Here is a 20,618-nt window from a genome sequence, read left to right as displayed (position 1 = left end):
TTTTATGTTCACTGAAACACTGACAACGAATGCTAAAGTACAAAAGCTAATCAAAGTAAGTCATAGATTCATAGCATCAACTGGCTTATTTTTATTCAGTCTATTATTAGTTCAGCCTGCGCATGCCACTGATTTACCAAATTTTAAAGCCGTATTTGATGTTGAAGCATTAGGTTTTACGCTTGGTCAAGCCAAACAGCGTTTTATTTGTAAAGACCACAATTGTACCTTAAGCAGTGACGCTAAACCTTCTGGTTTAGCGGCGGCTTTTTTTAAAGATTCGTCACATGAAACCATCAAGTTAACGCAAAAAAACAATCAATTAAACTGGGTGAGTTATCACAAACTTGGTATTAGTTACAAAGACAATAAAGCAAAAGAGAAAAACCTTAACCTTATTTACCAGCCAGAAACCGGCATGATTAACTGTCCAGAAAAAAACCGTCAATGGTTGATGACCGGCAAGACATTTGACAGCGTTTCTATTGCCTATGCCATTCAACATGCCGTAATAAATAAACAACCGGTAAACAACTTCACTCTGCAAGATAGTAACTTTCAAGATACCTTAATGCATGAAAACACTGACAAACAAGCCTATGTTGATTTAGAATTCTCTGACGACCCGCTTGATGCGGTTAAATATAGCTTTAGCAGTCAACACGTAAATATTGAGTTGTGGTTATTACCAAAATATAATTATTTTCCAGGTAAAATACGCATTCTAAATAAAGATGAAAAAACCATAACTCTGTCTTTAGCAGAGCCCCCTAAACTATTGTGAATAAAACATTATGAAATTAAGCGATAAAGACATCATTCAACACCTTAAAGTTGGCAAAATAGCCATTAGCCCAGAACCAGGCCCTGAAAAAATCAAAGGCATTAGTGTTGATTTACGTCTAGATAATCGCTTTAGAGTTTTTAATGATCATACCGCACCGTATATCGATTTAAGTGGTCCAAAAGACGAAGTTCAAAAAATTATGGACAGCATTATGGGAGATGAAATTTTAATCCCGGATGATAAAGCCTTCTTTTTACACCCAGGTGAACTGGCACTTGCCGCAACAATGGAATCCATTATTATTCCTGATGATTTAGTCGGCTGGCTTGATGGACGTTCTAGTTTAGCTCGTCTTGGTTTAATGGTGCATGTTACGGCCCACCGTATTGACCCAGGTTGGAACGGTCAAATTGTGTTAGAAATATTTAATAGCGGTAAACTGCCTTTAGCGCTTAAACCCGGTATGGATATTTGTGCAATCAACTTTGAAACACTTTCAAGTGCCGTGTTAAAACCCTACAACAAGCGTGCAGACGCCAAATACAAAAACCAAACAGGCCCAACCTCTAGCCGAATTAACGAAGATCAAAACATTAACGATCGTCAATTAGATTTACTGAACGAACACTAATCTACTCTTTAATATAAATAACTCTTAAATAGCATCTTATCTCATGACACATTGTCATAATGCTTTAAGAGTTAACGCATCTTACTCTCTCTATAATAATGATATGAATATGGCTATGTTCTTAGGCTAAATTCAAAGCAACCATTAACCTACAATTACAATTTAACGAGTTTATCAACGCTCAATACCGAGATAGCCACACAATGAAAGCCTTATTAAAGACCTCTCTTTTTTTTATAATTACTTTTGGAGTAACTTCACCATCTTATGCAGAAAATATGAGTGGTTTAGATACACCAAATATGAGAGGAATGATTGCTCAAATGAACAAAATGCAAGAATGTTTAATGCATATTGATGAAATCGCCTTACTAAAGTACCAAACCAAACTCAGTAACATTGGCAATGAGCTTAACGACTTATGTCGAATAGGCAAAGACAATGAAGCGCAAAACAAAGCGATTGCTTTTAGCCAAGAAATGGCTAATTCAAAGACGGCTATGCAAGCTCACTCGTGTACTAATGAAATGGAACAACGTAATTTCATGCCAATACCTCCCAACTTTATTGATTTAAAAAATCATAATATTTGCGATGTAATAAGCCCTAAATAATTATTCGTTTCTCATTAACATTGATTAAACACGTTTAAAAATCAAATTCAGTCAAGTTGCAACATATTAGATAAAACTAATTTGTTTTAGTATCAAATTTACTGAATTGACCCAAGACGAAATATTCTAGATACTCTACGGTCTAATGAATAAGGTCATATTTAATAAATCAATTAGACCAAATTGTCACCTAAGTTAAATAAGGAGCAAATCATGCTCGATGTGTTTAAAAATTTATGGTTCAGAGATGTTAATGAGCAGTCCCTTTATATTAATGACGTTGCAGTACGTATTCGTGCTGGAATTTTATTATTAATTCCTATTTTTATGGGAATAACGCTTTTTGATGCCGTTTTTGGTAGCCATTGGGTCGTAGATGGAAATACAGCAGTCGATACCTACGATACTAACTGGGATGATCAAATCATCTACCAAGTAGAAGCAACAAGACGCGTTTATGACTGGACCCTACAAACAGGTGTGCTTTTTTACGGGCTGTTTGAAATGATTGCAGGTATGTTTGTCTTTACATCAAGACTCTCACCAACCGTTTATATTGCTGCTTTTTTAGCTCGTAAAGTGCCTCCTATTTGGAAGCCTCTTGTACCAAAACGTTTTGCTTGGACTTTAGGTTCTTCGTTTATTCTAGTATGTTTGGTATTCTTTAATCCAAGCACCGTTGCAGAATGGGTCAATGCCATTGCTGGTTCAACCTTATTACCAGAAACCTACAACTTCTTACCTTATTGGATTCCGTTAACACTGGTATGGGTTTGCTTTGGTTTTATGTGGCTTGAAGCAACGCTTGGCTTTTGTGTTGGCTGTAAAATCCATTCACTATTGGTTATAGTAGGTATTCTTAAAGAAGAGTGCGTTGAGTGTAACAATATTGATTGGGATGAAATTGCCCGTAAACATAAAGAAAAACAGCTCGCTGAAAACACAGCAAGCTAATTCAAAATGTCTTTATAACGTTTTTTACAGGCCTGGTATTTACCAGGCCTGGTCATTTATAGGGTAAATATTTTAAAAAACGCTTTCGTTATAAATACGTGTTAATAATCGACCTTTCCACGCAAAGATTTAATTTGGCTTCGTTTTGACTTACCTTCTAAACGTCTGGTTTTAGACCCTTTAGTTGGCTTAGTTGCTACTCGTCTCTTTTCAACAATCGTTACCGATTTAATCAAATCAATCAATCGTTTAATCGCATCATCTCTGTTTTTTTCTTGAGTTCGAAACTTCTGCGCCTTAATCACCAAAACCCCGTCTTTACTAATACGTTTGTCTCGTAAAGTTAAAAGCTTTAATTTATACATATCTGGAAGCGATGAGGCATTTATATCAAATCTTAAATGAATTGCTGACGCCACTTTATTCACATTTTGACCACCCGCTCCTTGCGAACGAATAGCGGTTAATTCAACCTCATCATCAGGTAAAAAAAGGCGATTAGAAATACAAATCATAAAGGTAAACCTATTTTCTATACCAAAAGAAGCTTACAAGAGATAATCATGCAAAAGTAGCTCATTGTTTAAAAGATAAAAAAGCCATGACTTATGCATGGTTTAAAGTAAAAGAGATTAAACTAATGGTTTTGTTTTAATCATTAGTCGGGCGCAAAAACAGTTGATAACCTGCATTATCTTGTTCATTCACAAAAGGATAACCTAGGCTATGCAAATAGGCTTCAAAGTCTGCATGCTGTTCTGGCGGCACTTGAACCCCAACTAAAACACGACCATACGCTGCACCGTGGTTACGGTAATGAAATAAACTAATATTCCACTCTTCACTCATATGTATTAAAAAGTTTAACAGTGCACCCGGACGTTCTGGAAATTGAAAACGGTACAACAACTCATTTTGCACACCATTAGCATGGCCACCCACCATAAATCGTAAATGCAATTTAGCCATTTCATTATCGGTCATATCCTGTACGGGATAATTGGCATTTTTTAATTCGGTTAGAATCGCTTCTTTTTCAGGGCTACCACCTTCCGTTCTCACCCCAACAAAAACAACGGCATGATGACTATCAGAATAGCGGTAATTAAATTCGGTTATAGAACGTCGTTTACCTAATAATTCACAAAACTGTTTAAAACTACCTGGCGTTTCATCAATGGTAACCGCAAAAATGGCTTCACGCTTTTCACCTAATTCCGTTCTTTCAGAAATATGTCGTAGACGATCAAAGTTCATATTTGCGCCACTGATTATGGACGCCATATTCAATCCCGATACTTGATACTTTTCTACAAACTTTTTAACACCTGCAACCGCTAAAGCCCCTGCTGGCTCAGCAATAGCGCGCGTGTCTTCAAAAATATCTTTTACCGCGGCACAAATTTCATCGGTGGAAACCGTAATCATTTCATCAACACAGGTTTGCGCAATTCTAAAAGGTATTTCGCCTACTTGAGCAACGGCTACACCATCTGCAAAAATGCCTACTTCATCCAACACCACACGTTTATTGGCTTTTAATGCTTCTGTCATGCAAGCGGCTTCTTCTGGCTCTACGCCAATAATGCGTGTTTTGGGAGAAACCTGCTTTATCACAGAAGCGATGCCCGCAATTAAGCCACCGCCACCTACACATACAAAAATAACATCAAAAGGCTTACTGACTTGTCGTAACATCTCTAATGCAATGGTTCCTTGACCCGCAATAACATCTAAATCATCATAGGGATGAATATAAGTTAAACGTTGTTCCTCAACCAGTTTTTTGGCGTGTGCAGACGCTTGATCATAAGAATCACCAATTAAAACCACATTGCCTCCCATGCTTTTGACTGCATTGACCTTAATTGGAGGAGTGGTTTCTGGCATAACAATCGTGGCTTTAACGCCCAATTTAGTGGCGGCTAAAGCAACCCCTTGAGCATGGTTTCCTGCTGAAGCGGCAATAACCCCTGCCTTTTTCTCTTCATCACTTAATTGCACCATTCGGTTATAAGCACCGCGTAATTTAAATGAGAATACAGGTTGTAAATCTTCACGTTTAAACCAAATATTGTTTTGCAGTCTTTTTGATAATAGAGGGGCAATCTCAAGAGGTGTTTCTTTGGCTACATCGTAAACGGGAGCCGTTAGGACTCTTCTAAGGATTTCTTCTGGCATTAACATTCCTAAAATAAGCGGTATTTTTTAGCACGTTTTTCATTCAATATTTTCATATCAGTGATTCCATGTATAACAATTACAGAAACAACAAAGCCTGTAAAGCAAACAGAAAAAATTCAGTAAAACGATCAAAAACTGTTCATCATTATAGCACCCAGGCCTGGCAAAATTGGGGCATATTATTAGATTTTTCCATTCATATTTCAGTCTATTTATGTTTAACAAAAAGAACAAAATCTCAATATTATTAATACTATTAATCCTGTACCAACAGCCGATTTAATCAGGTTTTTAAACGTTTATTGATACATATCAACGGGTAATAGTTACTTCATAGTTTACTAAGCATTTAGCCACTATTCCTCCTTATTCTTATTACTTTATTAAAGGTTTTTTATTTTCTCAATACTTACAATACAGTTCATTCAATTTCATAAATTTTACGTAGAGGCTCACTAACCAATGTTTTCACTAAAAAAAATTCATATTGCAATGCTATCGACCTGCTTAACACCAAGCTATGCCTTTGCTACAGATTTAGAACCCATTAATGTTTCTACAACAAAAGAACAAACTCAGCAAACGACGGTGGAAGCAAATGCTTTATTGGATTCAGGAAATTCAGAAACAGGGTCGACTTTACGTCAAATACCAGGTGTTGATGCATCTCGAATGGGTGGTCACGGTGTAGACTTAGTAATTCGAGGTCAAAGTGCTTCACAATTAAACGTACTGATTGATGGTGCTAAGATCGAAGGTGGATGCCCTAACCGCATGGATCCACCAACCTCTTATGCTGAAATGAGTAGTTTTGATGAAGTTACCGTTATTAAAGGGATTAAATCGGTTACTTATGGTTCTGGTGGAACAGGTGGAACCGTTTTATTTGAACGTAATGCACCTATATTCGAAGAAGGCAAACCTTATAACGGTGAAATTAATTTAGGTACAACCAGCAATGGCGTGACTAAAGATATGAACGCAACGGTTTCAGCTGGTGGAGATAAAGGTTACATTGTTCTGCAAGGTTCAAAAAAATCAGCTGACAGCTATAAAGACGGCAATAACAATACGGTTGAATCAAGCTACGAAAGTCAACAAGGTCATGTAGATTTAGGTTGGACACCTAATGAAAACAATGAACTGCGTTTCTCTTATGAAAACACCTTAGTTGAAGACGCTCTATTTGCTGGTTCATCAATGGATTCACCCAAATCAGACGGTACAACCACTCGTTTAAACTATAAAGGCTCTAATCTGTCTGAAAACATTCAAAATATTGAAGTTGACCTCTACAATTCAGAAGTTGACCATGTTATGGATAATTACACCTTAAGGAATAATACATCTGGCACGCTGTCTGAAAACGTGACCAACGTTAAAACTCAGGGTGCAAAAATAAAAGCTACGAGCCTATTTGGTCATACTAAACTCGATTATGGTATTCAGTTTGAAGGCGTTGAAAAAATGTCTACATTATCAAACGCCACAAACAGTAAAAGCATGTGGTTCATGTGGCCTGATGTAAAAACAGAAACTAAGAGTATCTTTGCAGAATCAACTTCGTTCTTTAAAGACAACCAAAAAGTTATTTTAGGCCTTCGCTATGATTCTGTTGAAACAAAAGCTAATAAAGCCAACACAGCAACGGATACTGGAAACTTAGCAACCAACTTATATTCAGCAACTTACGCAAGTACATATAACGGTGAAACAAAGTCGGATGATGCCAATTTAAATGGTTTAATTCGCTATGAACGTACCTACAATAACAATTTAAATGTGTTTGCAGCTTTAAGCCGCACACACCGTTATCCGGATGCAACTGAACTTTATATCGTAAAAGGTGGCACAGGTTCATGGGTAGGTAATCCAAACTTAAAACCTGAACAACACAATCAGTTTGATATTGGTATTTCACAAGATCTTAAAGATTCAAACTGGTCATTATCAGCCTACTATGATGTTGTAAATGACTATATTTTGCGTGATTCTAGTAACAATCAAGCCTCTATTTCTGCTTCGAATAGAACTGTTTATTTAAATAAAGACGCAACATTATTTGGCCTTGAGGGTTCTGGTAGTGTTAAAACGACAAAACACATCACGCTTGGTGGTAGTGCAAGTTTAGCTAATGGAACAAATGAAACAGATCATCGTAATCTAAGCAACATTGCGCCGCTTTCTGGTAGTGTATATGCCCAGTATGCGGGTTCTAATTGGGATGCGGGGTCACGCTTTAACTTTGCGACTGCACAAGATGAGGTTAATGATGAATTTGGAGAGTTAACTACTGCTGCCTGGAGTACATTGGATATATTTGGTAATTATAAAATCAACAAACACATTAACTTATCCGCAGGTGTAGACAATATTTTTGACCACGCTTACCAAACCTATTTTAACCGCACAGACAATTTTGGCAGTACTTTTAAGGTCTATGAGCCTGGCCGTGTTGTATGGGCAAAACTAAATGCTAAATTTTAAGAGTTAAGTCAACCTTAGCCATAATATTTTTTATACAATGTGAACTTTGCATGATTCGGTCAAAGGTCTCACAATAAAGCCACTCGCTAATAATCCGTGGCGTTATTGTCTTTACCCAAATACAAAATAGACTTATCTATACTGCAAAATTTATACAAACTAAAATGAGATTTCAATGAACACAAAAGTCGTATTATTTATTGTTGCATTAAGTATTATTCTTGGCACCATCTGGGTTGCCCAGCCTTTTAAGCAACCTCAAAAAAATGATGCAAAAATCATCTCTTCTGACAAACCTCAAGGGGGTGATTTTGCCTTGCAAGGTATTAACGGAACAACCAAGTTAAGCGACTTTAAAGGCAAACTGGTGTTACTGTATTTTGGCTATACTTACTGCCCAGATATCTGCCCTACTAACTTAGGGAATATTTCTATGGCTTACCAACAGTTAACGCAAAAACAAAAAGATAATCTGCAAATTATTTTTGTTTCTGTTGATCCAGACCGCGACACACCAAAACGTTTACAACAATATGTAAATTATTTTGACGCCAATATGATTGGTTTAACAAGCGATGCCGCAACCATTGCTAAAGTGGCTAAAGAATATGGTGTTGTCTACGCGAAAGTAGATGATCCAAACAATGGCAGTAACTACGCTGTAGATCACTCTGCTTTTACTTATGTTGTAGATCCAAACGGAAAACTACAAAAACAACTTCCACATGCAACATCACCTGATATGTTTGTAAAAACCATTCAGGAATATGAAAAATAAATCACCATGAAAGCTTTGCACAAATCTTAGGTAAAGCTCTCAATAAAGGAATACATCATGAAAAAAACACTTAGTATTTTATCTTTAAGCCTTATTACCTCTTTTAGCAGTTTAACGGCTTTTGCTAATGAGGCTGAAGACGCCACGATTTCAGCCCCATTTGCTCGCGAAGTACCTCCTGGTGCACCAGCAAGTGCTAGCTTTATGACCATTGAAAACCACTCAAACAAAGCATTAAAAATTATGTCGGCTGAATCAACGGTTGCTAAAACTGTTGAACTACATACCCATACAAATGACAACGGTGTTATGCGTATGCGTAAAATTCCATTTATTGAAATCCCAGCTCATGGTAAAACAGAACTAAAACCTGGCGGATTACATATTATGTTAATTGGGCCACATAACCCATTAAAAATGGGTCAAGAAGTTAAGGTTAAATTAAACTTTGAAGATGGTAGCTCTAAAATGGTAGCCATGCCGGTAAAATCAATTAAAGGCATGATGATGAATCACAAAATGCCCATGAATAATCATAATAATCATGACATGAAACATGAACATATGATGGAGCATTAACAAGAGCCCATGCATTCATTTAAAGTTTCCTGTTAGAATTCACGGTCAAATTAAATTTATTAGTCAAAAATAGAAGAATGTTATGAAAACAAATATAAAGCAAGCCTCTATGGCAATCGGGTTAATTATTGCTTCTACTTTAGCCGTATCTGCCCAAGCCGCAGAAAAAACTGAAGCCGCAAAAAGAGTGTTAGACCGCAGTGGTTCTTTAACCAATAAGCCTACACTTGATTTATGTGTTGAATATTCAACCTTAAAGACTGATAAAGAGCGAAAAGAACACCTAAAAGAACTGGATTTACGCGCGCAACTTAGTGATCGAGATCACAAAAACATTCCTCAACATACGGTGGAAAAAAGCATGACCATGTGCGGTATGTATATGTCACGCGGCAAACCTATTGCCGAACAATCTCGTCAAATTGCGCCAATGACATTTAAAACCGTACACGTTTATCCTGATATGTACTATGTTTCTCAGTCGGGAATGATTGTAGAGGAATATCCTCGTACAAAAGGGTCTGTGCCTCCTGAATTAATTGTAAAACCACCAAAAAAACAGGACTCGCCAACCTTAAAATAGTAACGCCCTTCTCTATTAATTAAAGCGATTTAAAATAGCCAGACTGGTTTTACCAGGCCTGGTTATTTTTTTATTCGACGAAGATAAAACACAACAAAATTTTCATTTGTTATTTAAAAAGAACCACACAGTAAACGTTGGAAATTCTAAACAACACGTAATATCCCTATACAAGTTACACGCAATTGATTAAAATCATCGGTTACAAAAAATATAATAAATACAGGAGAGGTCTCTCATGACACAAGATGAACTAAAACAAAAAGTGGCTCAAGCCGCTATTGAATACGTTGTTCCAGATACCATTATTGGTGTAGGAACTGGATCAACTGCCAATTTTTTTATTGACGAACTTGCTAAAATAAAAAGCACTATCGAAGGTGCGGTTGCCAGTTCAGAAGCAACGGCAGAACGTTTAAAAGGTCACGGGATTCCTGTATTTGATTTAAATACAGTACCCGAAATGTCTGTTTACATTGATGGTGCTGATGAAGCAGACCCAGAACTACACCTAGTCAAAGGTGGTGGTGGCGCTTTAACGCGTGAAAAAATTGTACTTGCCGTGGCCAAACAGTTTGTTTGTATTGCCGATGACAGTAAAAAAGTCGATGTTTTAGGTAAATTTCCATTACCTATTGAAGTTATTCCAATGGCTCGTAGCTATGTGGCTCGTGAAATCGTAAAACGTTTTGGCGGCGAACCTGTATTGCGTGATGGCTTTACCACTGATAATGGCAACCTTATTTTAGACGTTCACGGTTTACAAATTACCGACCCTGTTGCTATGGAAAATGAACTAAACGGCATAGTTGGCGTTGTTACCAACGGTTTATTTGCCGCTCGTAAAGCAGATATTTTCTTATGTGGAACAGCAAATGGCGTAGAAACCATTACCGCAAAATAATGAAAAAAGTCTGACAATGAAACTTACAGCGTTGTTATTTATCAGCAACTCCGTAAGATTTAATAGCAACCCGTAAAAAAGGTCATAATTAATGGCCTTTTTTTATGCCCTAATTTAGCTATACTTATTCGCTATAATAACGGCAAAATAATCATATTACACAACCCCCTTTGAGAAAATTATGGAAAACATTGGCAGTAAAATTTTTGGAATCTTTGTTGTAGGTTTACTTGCAACCTTAGTTTACTTTACTATTTTTTCAGATGGTTTAGGCACAGCACCTGACGTAACAGTAACCAGTTCAGAAGGTAAAGCCATACATTTGAATAAACCCATGAAACCTGTTTTGGTTAATTTTTGGGCGACGTCTTGTCCTGGTTGTATCAAAGAAATGCCTGATTTAGCTAAAATGAAAAAAGCCCTAGGTGACCGTTTTGAATTAGTAGCAATATCTATGAATTACGACCCCGCTGAACAAGTGCAAAAGTTTATTAAAGCCAACCCATATCCATTTACTTTTGTTATGGATAGCGACGGTAAATTAGCCAAAGCCTTTGGTGATGTTATGCTCACACCAACCAGCTTTTTAATTGCACCTAATGGCACAATTGTTTACCAACAAGTGGGCGAAGTTCAGTTTGATAAGGTCACTAAACGCATTAAAGAGATGAGCCCACAACTATAACTTATTCAAAAAAGTAAGTTACAAACAAAATAGATAACCACTTTTGGCTAATTTTTTACTTCACAAATAAAAAATTAGCCTGCCATTCACGCAAAATCATCATTAAACCCCTTTTATGAAAACATCTAATTCAATGACGCCTATTGCAGGTTTATATGTCATTACAGACACCCAGTTAATGAACCATCACACCCTTATTAACATGGTTGAACAAGCTCTAAAAGGCGGAGCTAAATGGGTTCAATTTAGAGATAAAACAAGCGATATCGCCACCAAAACTAAACTAGCAAGCCTTTTAAAAACACTTTGTGAAAATTACCAGGCCTGGTTAATTATTAATGACGATATCCAACTCGCTAAAAATGTAAATGCTCACGGCGTGCATATTGGTAAAGACGATGCGGATATTTCTATTGCCAGAAAAATATTGGGGCCACAAGCTATTATTGGCGTGAGTTGTTATAACGACTTAAATCGTGCTAAAAAAATGCAAAATTTCGGAGCAAACTATGTCGCCTTTGGGCGTTTCTTTGCATCCAAAACCAAACCCAATGCACCGCAAGCGAATATAGAAACATTAACCTTAGCTAAACAACAACTTAATATACCCATTGTGGCCATTGGTGGAATCCATGCAAATAATGCCCAGCAACTTATTAATGCTGGTGCGGATTCTCTAGCGGTTATTCAGGGCGTATTTGCTCAACAAAATATTCAACAACAAAGCCATGCTATTCAAAACCTATTTACTTTATAGCTGTTTCTACCCTGCTTTTAAGCTGAACTTTAAACTTAACTTTAAACTTAACTTTAAGCCTTAATTTTAACCATTAACCACAGTCACCTTTTACCCCTCGATTTATTAACCTGTTATCAAAAAACAGAAATTAACGACAACACAACAATTTAGACAGCTTTAGCCAATTTTACTCACTTATTTTTACCAATAAATCGGCTATAATAGCCAATCAATTTCTAAGCGATCTAATCAATCACTAAACACCGATAGACAAAAGGAATCTCCATGAGTAAGTCACACATGTTATTTGAAGCCGCCCAAAAACACATTCCTGGTGGCGTAAATTCACCTGTAAGAGCGTTTAAAGGCGTGGGTGGAGATCCTGTCTTTTTTAAAGAAGCCAAAGGCGCCTATTTAATTGATGCCGATGATCGTCAATACATTGATTATGTGGGATCTTGGGGGCCAGCTATTTTAGGCCACGCTAATCCAGAAGTCGTTAAAGTAGTGCAAGAGCAAGCCGCAAAAGGCTTAAGTTTTGGCGCCCCCACAGAAATCGAAACCTCTATGGCTGATTTAGTTTGCGATTTAATTCCATCAATGGATATGGTCCGTATGGTGAGTTCGGGTACAGAAGCCACCATGACCGCCATTCGTTTAGCGCGTGGTTATACAGGACGTGACAAAATTGTAAAATTTGAAGGTTGTTACCACGGTCACTCAGACTCGTTATTAGTAAAAGCCGGATCAGGCGCTTTAACCCTTGGTGTCCCCTCTTCACCAGGTGTACCAGAAGCATTAGCCGAACTGACCTTAACCTTAACCCACAATGATTCTGACGAAGTACGTAAAGTATTTGCTGAAATTGGTGATCAAATCGCCTGTATTATCGTAGAACCTGTTGCCGGTAATATGAACTGCATTCCTCCAGAAGAAGGTTTTTTACAAACGCTGCGTGAAGTGTGTGATGAATCGGGCGCGGTACTGATTTTTGATGAAGTTATGTGTGGTTTCCGCGTTGGTTTACAAGGCGCACAAGGGTTATACAATGTGCAACCAGATTTAACCACCTACGGTAAAGTGATTGGTGGCGGAATGCCAGTAGGTGCTTTTGGTGGTAAAAAAGCCGTAATGCAACACATTGCGCCTTTAGGGCCTGTTTATCAAGCGGGTACATTATCTGGTAACCCTTTAGCAATGGCCGCAGGCTTAAAAACATTACAAATGATTCAAGAAGATGGCTTTTTTGAAAACCTAACCGCTAAAACAGCCAAACTATTAGCTGGTTTACAAGCCGCTGCTGATGAAAACAATATTCCATTTACCACCAACCAAGTCGGTGGTATGTTTGGTATTTTCTTTACCGAAGAAAAAAATATTCGCCGTTTTTCCCAAGTAGCAAAAGGCGATATGGAACGTTTTAAAACCTTTTATCACGGTATGTTAAACGAAGGTGTTTATTTAGCCCCTTCTGCGTTTGAAGCGGGTTTTGTATCAGCACAACATTCCGATGAAGATATAGAAAACACCATTGAAGCTGCACGTAAAGTAATGGCTTGCTTATAAGCATTTTTAATTTTACCAGGCCTGGTAAATTGTATTTTTACCAGGCCTGGTACACCTTATGATTAACATTACAGCTTAACCAAAATACTTTTCTTTCCGTCTTCTCTTCAAAAAACATTCAACTATGCAACACACCCCAGAAACCCTAGTAAATCTCTTTAATCAAATCTTTATACCAAGCTATAACACGCAGTTAATTTGTTGCGAAGAAGAACCCATCTACCGCCCTGCTGATGAAACACATCCACACCATAGAATTATTTTTGCACACGGATTTTTTGCCAGTGCCTTGCATGAAATTAGTCATTGGTGCGTAGCAGGTAAAGAGCGTCGATTATTAGAAGATTTTGGATACTGGTACGAACCCGATGGCCGTTCAGAAGAACGTCAAGCTGAGTTTGAAAAAGTTGAAGTCAAACCACAAGCGTTAGAATGGATATTCTCAAAATCAGCCGATTTTGAGTTTCATTTTAGTGCCGACAATATCAGCCTAAACAATCAACCCTCACCGGCATTTAAACAAGCCGTTTACCAACAAGTTCAATACTTTTTAAAAAACGGTTTACCTACAAGAGCTAAAATGTGGTCTGATAGTTTATTAACGCACTACCGTTCAAGTAAACCTCTATCTATTACAGAATTTGAGCTGTAAGCCAAAAGGATAAAAATCATGAAAAAGAAAAGCGGACTACTATTATTATTGTCTTGGGTTGCAGGTGTGGTCGGCTTATTTTTAGGACTAACCATAGAACCATTATGGTTTGCCCGTTTTGGTAGTTTAATGGTACTGCTCACCGCCATGAGTGAATATTCTTTAATGCACAATGAACTAAATATTTTGTACGAACAGCTAGAAAACAACAACACGATTAGAGAAATTGACGACATCACCCCATCACGCTGGCATCAAAAGAAAGTACATCTAACCCACATTACACTGGTAATAGGCACATTAATTTGGGGCTTTGGTGATTTACTCATTTAAATCATTATTTATTACAAACACCGCTTAAAACTAATGAGCCGAAGTTTTAGAAAACACCTGAATCACAACCACCCCCAACAAAATCAGTCCCATTCCTATCCAAGCGGCCGTATCGGGTACTTGCTTAAAAAAGATCATGCCAATAATCGCCAATAAAATAATGCCTAGCCCTGCCCAAATGGCATAAGTAATCCCAATAGGTAACTGTTTTAACGTCAGTCCTAAAAAATAAAACGCCAAACCATAACCCAACACCACAATCACGCTAGGCCAAAAATTGGTAAACCCTTCGCTTAATTTTAAAAAACTGGTGGCAACCACCTCAAAAATAATCGCCAAACCCAAAAATACATAAACCATATTTATTTCCTTACTCTAAACGACTAACTGCTACAAACAATCAAACGGACTCACCACACCCTGCCCACCCTGCTTGAGCACATGAGTGTAAATCATTGTGGTCTGCAAACTTGCATGCCCAAGTAACAACTGAATGGTTCTAATATCCGTACCTGTCTGCAACAAATGTGTAGCAAACGAATGGCGAAAAGTATGTGCACTCACTTTTTTAACAATCTCACACCGCTTAACCGCACGCTTGATTGCCTTATTAACCAACGACTGATCTACATGATGGCGGCTCGTCACCCCAGAACGCGGATCTTGCGCCAAACTTCGGCTAGGAAACAGATATTGCCAAGCCAACTCTCTATCCGCATTAGGGTATTTTTTAGCCAATGCATAAGGCAAGTAAACCGAACCATACCCCAGCTCCAAATCCTGTTGATGCAGAGTTTGCACCTTTTGCAGTTGCACCTCTAGCAAAGGCATTAAATTGTTCGCCAAAGGTGTCACTCGGTCTTTTTTGCCCTTGCCATTACGCACCGTAATTTGCTTAAAACCAAAATCAATATCCTGCACTCTTAACCTTACTGCCTCAGTAATACGCAAACCACCCGCATACAATAACTTAGCAATCAAACCCGTTGTGCCATCCATTACCGACAAAACCTGACCAACCTCCTCTTTAGTCAACACCACAGGAATACGAGGCTCCTTACGAGACCGACTCGCTTTTACATCAGTAAAAGGCGCTTTTAACACCTTGCTATAACAATAAACCAACGCATTTAACGCCTGATTTTGCGTAGAAGGCGCCACATTTTGTACCAACGCCAAATCCGTTAAAAACAACTCCACCTTTTGTGCCGAATCCAATAACATCGCCTCACGACTCTCAAAAGCATGAAACTTAACAAACCGCTTGACCCAATCGCAATAACTATTCTCAGTAGAATACGCATATCCCTCGCGACGTAACTGACTACGCATTTCAACTAGCAAGCTTGGTTTTTTTCGTGTATTATTCATAAAAGTGCTTTTTTATAATGACAGGTTATAAAGATAATACTATATAAACTGTCAAAGCAACAAGCCTAGAAAAAACAAAGGCAAAACAGCCCAAAAAGCACCGCAATACAATATAACAAGGCAAAAGTGCCTTATACTAAATGTTATAAATCATGGATGGACTATGGGAAATGATAAATCTTTATTTGTATGGGTAACATGGGGACTTTATGTTTTAGGTATACTCACTGCCTTTCTTACAGAGGGAGATGCGCTGTTTCTAGCAGCACCTACACCTATATGGTTTATCTTAGGTATGTTTATCTTAGGGCTAATTTCACTTATTTTGGGAATTGAGAAAACACCTCGTCGTGGTAGTTACATAACAACAGGGCTTGTAGTTATGGTGTCTACAACTTTGATATTTTTATTCTGGGCTTATGTTGTGGGTATGAGCAGAAATTGGTAAAGATAAAAAATTATAACTAGTGGGTCAAGTTGACGCATTCCGCAGTGCTTCGCTCTGCTACATTCTCAACTTACCCAAAACGTTATACGTCATAAAGGTTTCAAGCATGAATGAAGTTTTTGAAAAAAGTTTTCGAGGTCTAACTCGTGAATTTTATTTAAGACATTTTTTAATTGGTTTTTTAGTCGGCTTTGCTTTTATTTTTGTAAATACAAAAGGCTTTGCAAAATTTGAATTTTTCATCATTTTATACGGCCTTATCAGTACGGCATTATATCCTTACTCAAGGTATGGACTTGAAAGCGGAATGAACAAACTATTTGGAAGTGATGGTAGCGATTCAACCGTTTTACTTGATGCTGGATTTGTTATTGCAGAAAAAATAATAGCCGTGCTTATGAGTTGGTTTTTAGCATTAATTATTGCTCCATTTGCATTAATCCAAATTTATAAATTGAACAATACACCGCGTCAAGACGTATAACAAAGCACTCAAGCGGACTGCGCTAACGCGCAGCTCGCTTAGTTTTATCGTTAGGAGGTGCTCAGATTTATGCATATTCCAAGTGAAAGAGTCTACAACGAAATGCGTTCAGAAGAAGCTTCTTTATGGGTCGTGCCAGCCAATGGAGGAGAGGAAATTGCAATTCTTGTTAAAGCTCCAACTCCTTCAGTTAAAGCTCTAATAGAAAATTGTGGCACAGAATTGATCTTTGGTCTGCATGGTCATTATATGTGTCTGGGCATTCGTATTTTTGACATACCTGAATCTCCACTATTTATATCAGGTGTAGTTCGTCATAACGAAGAGCATAGGGCAATATTAAAGATCCTAGAGGATAAGGTATCTCCAATATTTCTGTTTAATGAAATGGATATATGTCTAGCATGGAGTAATATCGCCATTGGCTCGGAAGAAGTCTTGAATTTTATAGGAGACATTGAAAATCTCTATGTTGGCGACTTCGATGAACACTGCTCACATGTTTTGGATTGCTTCTGTTACTCAACGGATAACACACAAACGTACTCAAATGCCTTAGAAATTCCATTTATTAATATTAAGTTGTCTATCGAGCCGTGGAGGTCTAATAACAATCACTTTTATAGTGTTCGAGAAAGTCACGCAGTTTTAATTAGTGATAGAGATGAGGGAGAGGTTTTTGAAAGAGCTATTTGGGCATCTCTTGAATCTGTCTTTCCTCTTACTTTGTATAAGTCTCCAGAAGTTAAAATCGGTGACAAGACACGAGAATTGACGGATGTTCTTGCCTTTCATCAATACGGAAGCTTTTTGATTGAAGCAAAAGACCTTTCTGTTCTTAAGGCGGGTGCAGGCCGGAGTCTTGATAGAAGAACGAAAGGGGTTCAGAAGCAAGTAAAGAAAGCAATTGGACAGCTTATTGGTTCTTGCAAAGCTCTTAAAAGAGGAGAAAAAATATATGCTGCCTCTGGAGCAGAGATCAGTGTAGAAAGAGAAAATCCTCCTCATTGTATTGTGCTAATTACAGAGCTTAATCACTCGGGAGACTGGTCAGAAATAGTAGCGGAACTGATAAAGGCTATTGAGTCCACTGGGGCATTCTTTCATTTATTGGACTTTAGGGAGTTAATAGCCCTATTGAAAGGAAGCTCAGGCAGGGCTGAGCTGCTTGATTATAATTTAATAGAACGATGTAAGTCGTTCATTCAATGTAGAAGTGTTCACATTCGAAGCCAGCCAGCTCCTAACAAGTCAATGCAGCCGACCGCAGGTGCGTCGGCTGATTGAGGCGTTAAAGCTCATTGGTTTTAGAAACTACCAGGCCTGGTTATTATTTGTATTCTTATCATTGGTAGTGTTTTAAGGTTACAGTTATACCTACACATATGAGGAGTGGTATATGTTCAGGGATAACTGTAACCCTGTTAGAAGCAAGTGAATAGGTCAAGGTGTGGAGTTTTCATTCTTCTGAGCTATCTACTTTAACAAGGCACTCAAGCGGACTTCGCTAACGCTCAGCTCGCTTAGTTTTATCGTTATACGTAAAAAGGAAGAGTCATGAGTGAATCAATTATTATTGCTTTAATAGGTGTGTGTGGTGCAGTGATTGGTTCGGTTGCAACCCTTGCGGGTAATTTTTTCATTCATTGGCTAAAGAATAGAGATGAAAAAAATAAAGAAAAGCCTGCAAGGGAATTGCTTACGGAAATGTTAAATCACAAGGAACATCCGTGGCGTAATCTGGACATATTAATGCATGTGATCGGTGCCAATGAAGAAACCACTAAACGGCTACTTCTTGAGATAGGTGCTAGAGCATCAGAGGACGGACAGAATATATGGGCATTAAAATCACGCAAACCATTAAATACTGTGGAAAATAATGCATAACAAAGCACTCAAGCGGACTGCGCTAAAGCGCAGCTCGCTTAGTTTTATCGTTAAACATTAAGTTAAAACGAAAATACGGAAACCATAACAAGTGAAAGAATTGAAAGTTAAGCCTGGGGATGTTGTAGTTACCAATTTTGGAATGTATCAACATTGGTCTTTAGTAACTGACCGCATGTGTGAATTAGGTAACTATATGCTTATATCCGCAACTAAAAGAAATGGTACCGTTCAAGAAGAAGCATGGCATACCGTCACGGGTGGCAAGGAAACGTATGTTGCTCAAGTCGAAGGAGAGCTTCCTTTAACTCAAGTTTTAGCTAACGCTAGATCTCAAATTGGTACATGGGTTTATTCTGTAACTGATAAAAATTGCGAACATTTCGTTAAATGGGCATCAGGAATTCAAGTGTCATCAACCCAAGTTAAAGCAGGGGTAGCAGGCGCTTTAACTGGAGTAGCAGCGGTTGCAGCATTGTCTGAAAACCCCAAACTAATTAAATTCTTAGGCGGTGCTCTTGTTATCGGTGGTTTGGCAGTTTATGCCGCCAAAGCACTTGAAAAGCCATCTAATGAAATTGCTTAACAATTCACTAAACCCGACCGCGCTAACGCGCGGCCAGTTAGCTTAAACGTTATGTTTTCACATATAGGAGTTAGATTTGGCGATTTATGGTGTTGGTTCTAAATGGAATGAAAAAGAGCTGAAAAAACGTTTTTTTGATGAGGGGAAGTTTATTCTTGGATGGAATGAAAATAGTGCTGAAGACTTATATTCATTCATTTCTACGCTTAAAGTTGGAGATATCTTATATATAAAAAGTAATGCTCCTGGTTCAAGAAAAATAAAAGTAAAAGGTATCGGAATAGTTTCTAAAAATCTTTTATCTTGCATCTCATCAAATGAGTTAGGTTCTGAGTCCTATAAAAAATGGGAAAGCTTATTTGTAAGAGTAAATTGGCTATGTAAGGGTGAATTTCCAATAGAAATTCCTAAAGAACAAGGCAAACTAACAAATATCAGAGCCGCAACTATTTATGAGGAACATCTTCCGTATGTACAAGAACAAATCATTAACGCAATCACCCAAACATAACAATTCACTCAACCCGACCGCACTAACGTGCGGCCGGTTAGCTTAAGCATTAGCCAAACGAGAACCTTCACATGAAAAGACGTCCACACTTTTATATTGTCGCTTTAATTATTTCTTTTTTTACATCTTTAGCATTGGCAGATGACCAAAAAATGAACATTTTAGAAGTATATGATCAGTTTGTAATGGCAAATAAAGCCACTAATTTATGCTCTAAACCAACAGAAGTACAAACTAAGAACCATTTTAAGAACACTCTTCTAGTTACTATGAAAGCAATGCAAAAAGTAAAAGAACTAAAACCAAGTTATTCAAGAGAGCAAATCATTGATGTTATGAAAAAGAGAAGTGACATGCTTTCTCAAAAAATAAATACTAAGGTTGAAAGTGATGGGTGTAATAATCCAATAATTCAAGACCTTATTAAGAGACATGAAATACAGTCAAACTTGAAATTTGGCTAACAAAGCACTAAAGCGGACTGCGCTAACGCGCAGCTCGCTTAGTTTTATCGTTAAACGTAAAAAATAAGGAATACGCATGGCTCTTATTGAATGCCACGAATGTGGAAAACAAATTTCAGATTCTGCTAGTTTATGCCCAAATTGTGGAGCACCTGTACGTGCAAATCAATATAAAAAAGGTAATAAAGTACCTTACACTGACCAAGAAGTGGCCGTTTTACTGAGCAAAAAGAAGAAAACTAGTCACCTTCTACACCTTGTTTTATCTTTATTTACATTCGGAATTTGGATAGTCATGTGGGTTTTAATTTCTATTAGTAATTCATCTGTAAATGCAAAAATAGATAAACAAATAAAGAACGGTAAAAAGGTTTGAATGCTGTCAATC

General features: G+C 37.6%; 26 protein-coding genes. 22 read left to right on the top strand and 4 right to left on the bottom strand.

The window, feature by feature from the left end:
• The first annotated feature begins 4 nt into the window (after nt 1–4).
• The 4 genes from ACYQ0E_RS05365 to ACYQ0E_RS05350 all read left to right on the top strand — a co-directional run bounded on the left by ACYQ0E_RS05365 (nt 5) and on the right by ACYQ0E_RS05350 (nt 2,986).
• A complete protein-coding gene (locus ACYQ0E_RS05365) occupies nt 5–784 on the top strand; it encodes a hypothetical protein (protein ID WP_460187214.1) in 780 nt (259 codons plus the stop codon).
• Nucleotides 785–794: 10 nt separating this feature from the next.
• Complete coding sequence (gene dcd / locus ACYQ0E_RS05360; protein WP_460187213.1) at nt 795–1,418, top strand: dCTP deaminase; 624 nt, start codon at nt 795–797, stop codon at nt 1,416–1,418.
• Between the two features lie 278 nt (nt 1,419–1,696).
• The gene (locus tag ACYQ0E_RS05355) at nt 1,697–2,032 is read left to right on the top strand and encodes a hypothetical protein (RefSeq protein WP_460187212.1); all 336 of its coding nucleotides are present in this window, start codon (nt 1,697–1,699) and stop codon (nt 2,030–2,032) included.
• 213 nt (nt 2,033–2,245) lie between these two features.
• Nucleotides 2,246–2,986, top strand: coding sequence for a DUF4395 domain-containing protein (locus ACYQ0E_RS05350; RefSeq protein WP_460187211.1), 741 nt, complete (start codon nt 2,246–2,248; stop codon nt 2,984–2,986).
• Between the two features lie 101 nt (nt 2,987–3,087).
• Here the strand turns inward: ACYQ0E_RS05350 and arfB are convergent, their stop codons facing one another.
• Both arfB and ilvA read right to left on the bottom strand, forming a co-directional pair.
• Nucleotides 3,088–3,501 (bottom strand): alternative ribosome rescue aminoacyl-tRNA hydrolase ArfB, encoded by a 414-nt coding sequence (gene arfB, locus ACYQ0E_RS05345; RefSeq protein ID WP_460187210.1) that lies wholly within the window; start codon nt 3,499–3,501, stop codon nt 3,088–3,090.
• Between the two features lie 136 nt (nt 3,502–3,637).
• A complete protein-coding gene (gene ilvA / locus ACYQ0E_RS05340) occupies nt 3,638–5,167 on the bottom strand; it encodes a threonine ammonia-lyase, biosynthetic (protein ID WP_460187209.1) in 1,530 nt (509 codons plus the stop codon).
• A gap of 465 nt (nt 5,168–5,632) precedes the next feature.
• On the opposite strand from ilvA, the gene ACYQ0E_RS05335 reads away from it, so the two are divergent.
• From ACYQ0E_RS05335 to ACYQ0E_RS05290, 10 genes are all read left to right on the top strand, one after another.
• Nucleotides 5,633–7,657: a TonB-dependent receptor domain-containing protein gene (locus ACYQ0E_RS05335; RefSeq protein WP_460187208.1), complete on the top strand. Its 2,025-nt coding sequence runs from the start codon at nt 5,633–5,635 to the stop codon at nt 7,655–7,657.
• Between the two features lie 175 nt (nt 7,658–7,832).
• Complete coding sequence (locus ACYQ0E_RS05330; RefSeq protein ID WP_460187207.1) at nt 7,833–8,435, top strand: SCO family protein; 603 nt, start codon at nt 7,833–7,835, stop codon at nt 8,433–8,435.
• Nucleotides 8,436–8,492: 57 nt separating this feature from the next.
• Nucleotides 8,493–9,014, top strand: a complete 522-nt coding sequence (locus ACYQ0E_RS05325) for a copper chaperone PCu(A)C (protein WP_460187206.1) — start codon at nt 8,493–8,495, stop codon at nt 9,012–9,014.
• A gap of 82 nt (nt 9,015–9,096) precedes the next feature.
• Nucleotides 9,097–9,597 carry a hypothetical protein gene (locus ACYQ0E_RS05320; protein ID WP_460187205.1) on the top strand — a complete coding sequence of 167 codons (501 nt, stop codon included), beginning with the start codon at nt 9,097–9,099 and terminating at the stop codon, nt 9,595–9,597.
• Nucleotides 9,598–9,835: 238 nt separating this feature from the next.
• Nucleotides 9,836–10,501: a ribose-5-phosphate isomerase RpiA gene (rpiA, locus tag ACYQ0E_RS05315; RefSeq protein ID WP_460187204.1), complete on the top strand. Its 666-nt coding sequence runs from the start codon at nt 9,836–9,838 to the stop codon at nt 10,499–10,501.
• Between the two features lie 181 nt (nt 10,502–10,682).
• Nucleotides 10,683–11,186: a peroxiredoxin family protein gene (locus tag ACYQ0E_RS05310; RefSeq protein WP_460187203.1), complete on the top strand. Its 504-nt coding sequence runs from the start codon at nt 10,683–10,685 to the stop codon at nt 11,184–11,186.
• 115 nt (nt 11,187–11,301) lie between these two features.
• Complete coding sequence (gene thiE / locus ACYQ0E_RS05305; protein WP_460187202.1) at nt 11,302–11,943, top strand: thiamine phosphate synthase; 642 nt, start codon at nt 11,302–11,304, stop codon at nt 11,941–11,943.
• Nucleotides 11,944–12,210: 267 nt separating this feature from the next.
• Entirely contained in the window at nt 12,211–13,491 is a 1,281-nt protein-coding gene (gene hemL, locus ACYQ0E_RS05300; RefSeq protein WP_460187201.1) for a glutamate-1-semialdehyde 2,1-aminomutase, read from the top strand.
• A gap of 124 nt (nt 13,492–13,615) precedes the next feature.
• Nucleotides 13,616–14,143, top strand: a complete 528-nt coding sequence (locus ACYQ0E_RS05295) for an elongation factor P hydroxylase (protein WP_460187200.1) — start codon at nt 13,616–13,618, stop codon at nt 14,141–14,143.
• A gap of 18 nt (nt 14,144–14,161) precedes the next feature.
• Nucleotides 14,162–14,476, top strand: a complete 315-nt coding sequence (locus ACYQ0E_RS05290; protein WP_460187199.1) for a hypothetical protein — start codon at nt 14,162–14,164, stop codon at nt 14,474–14,476.
• 30 nt (nt 14,477–14,506) lie between these two features.
• On the opposite strand, the gene ACYQ0E_RS05285 is transcribed toward ACYQ0E_RS05290, so the two are convergent.
• Both ACYQ0E_RS05285 and ACYQ0E_RS05280 read right to left on the bottom strand, forming a co-directional pair.
• Nucleotides 14,507–14,836: a DMT family transporter gene (locus ACYQ0E_RS05285; RefSeq protein ID WP_460187198.1), complete on the bottom strand. Its 330-nt coding sequence runs from the start codon at nt 14,834–14,836 to the stop codon at nt 14,507–14,509.
• A gap of 30 nt (nt 14,837–14,866) precedes the next feature.
• On the bottom strand, nt 14,867–15,847 hold the full coding sequence (locus tag ACYQ0E_RS05280; protein WP_460187197.1) for an integron integrase: 981 nt from the start codon (nt 15,845–15,847) through the stop codon (nt 14,867–14,869).
• Nucleotides 15,848–16,010: 163 nt separating this feature from the next.
• Here ACYQ0E_RS05280 and ACYQ0E_RS05275 point away from each other — a divergent pair, with 163 nt between their 5' ends.
• The 8 genes from ACYQ0E_RS05275 (at nt 16,011) to ACYQ0E_RS05240 (ending at nt 20,606) form a co-directional block, all read left to right on the top strand.
• Nucleotides 16,011–16,295 carry a hypothetical protein gene (locus tag ACYQ0E_RS05275; protein ID WP_460187196.1) on the top strand — a complete coding sequence of 95 codons (285 nt, stop codon included), beginning with the start codon at nt 16,011–16,013 and terminating at the stop codon, nt 16,293–16,295.
• A gap of 106 nt (nt 16,296–16,401) precedes the next feature.
• Entirely contained in the window at nt 16,402–16,779 is a 378-nt protein-coding gene (locus ACYQ0E_RS05270) for a hypothetical protein (protein WP_460187195.1), read from the top strand.
• A gap of 69 nt (nt 16,780–16,848) precedes the next feature.
• Entirely contained in the window at nt 16,849–18,066 is a 1,218-nt protein-coding gene (locus ACYQ0E_RS05265) for a hypothetical protein (protein WP_460187194.1), read from the top strand.
• A 270-nt stretch (nt 18,067–18,336) separates the two neighbouring features.
• The gene (locus tag ACYQ0E_RS05260) at nt 18,337–18,669 is read left to right on the top strand and encodes a hypothetical protein (RefSeq protein WP_460187193.1); all 333 of its coding nucleotides are present in this window, start codon (nt 18,337–18,339) and stop codon (nt 18,667–18,669) included.
• A 91-nt stretch (nt 18,670–18,760) separates the two neighbouring features.
• Nucleotides 18,761–19,255 carry a lecithin retinol acyltransferase family protein gene (locus tag ACYQ0E_RS05255; RefSeq protein WP_460187192.1) on the top strand — a complete coding sequence of 165 codons (495 nt, stop codon included), beginning with the start codon at nt 18,761–18,763 and terminating at the stop codon, nt 19,253–19,255.
• A gap of 76 nt (nt 19,256–19,331) precedes the next feature.
• A complete protein-coding gene (locus ACYQ0E_RS05250; RefSeq protein WP_460187191.1) occupies nt 19,332–19,766 on the top strand; it encodes a hypothetical protein in 435 nt (144 codons plus the stop codon).
• Nucleotides 19,767–19,837: 71 nt separating this feature from the next.
• A complete protein-coding gene (locus ACYQ0E_RS05245) occupies nt 19,838–20,230 on the top strand; it encodes a hypothetical protein (protein ID WP_460187190.1) in 393 nt (130 codons plus the stop codon).
• Nucleotides 20,231–20,306: 76 nt separating this feature from the next.
• A complete protein-coding gene (locus ACYQ0E_RS05240) occupies nt 20,307–20,606 on the top strand; it encodes a zinc ribbon domain-containing protein (protein ID WP_460187189.1) in 300 nt (99 codons plus the stop codon).
• Nucleotides 20,607–20,618: the final 12 nt, after the last annotated feature.

This window comes from Thiomicrorhabdus hydrogeniphila, assembly GCF_054656895.1.
This window is presented reverse-complemented; position numbering and strand designations above follow the sequence as displayed.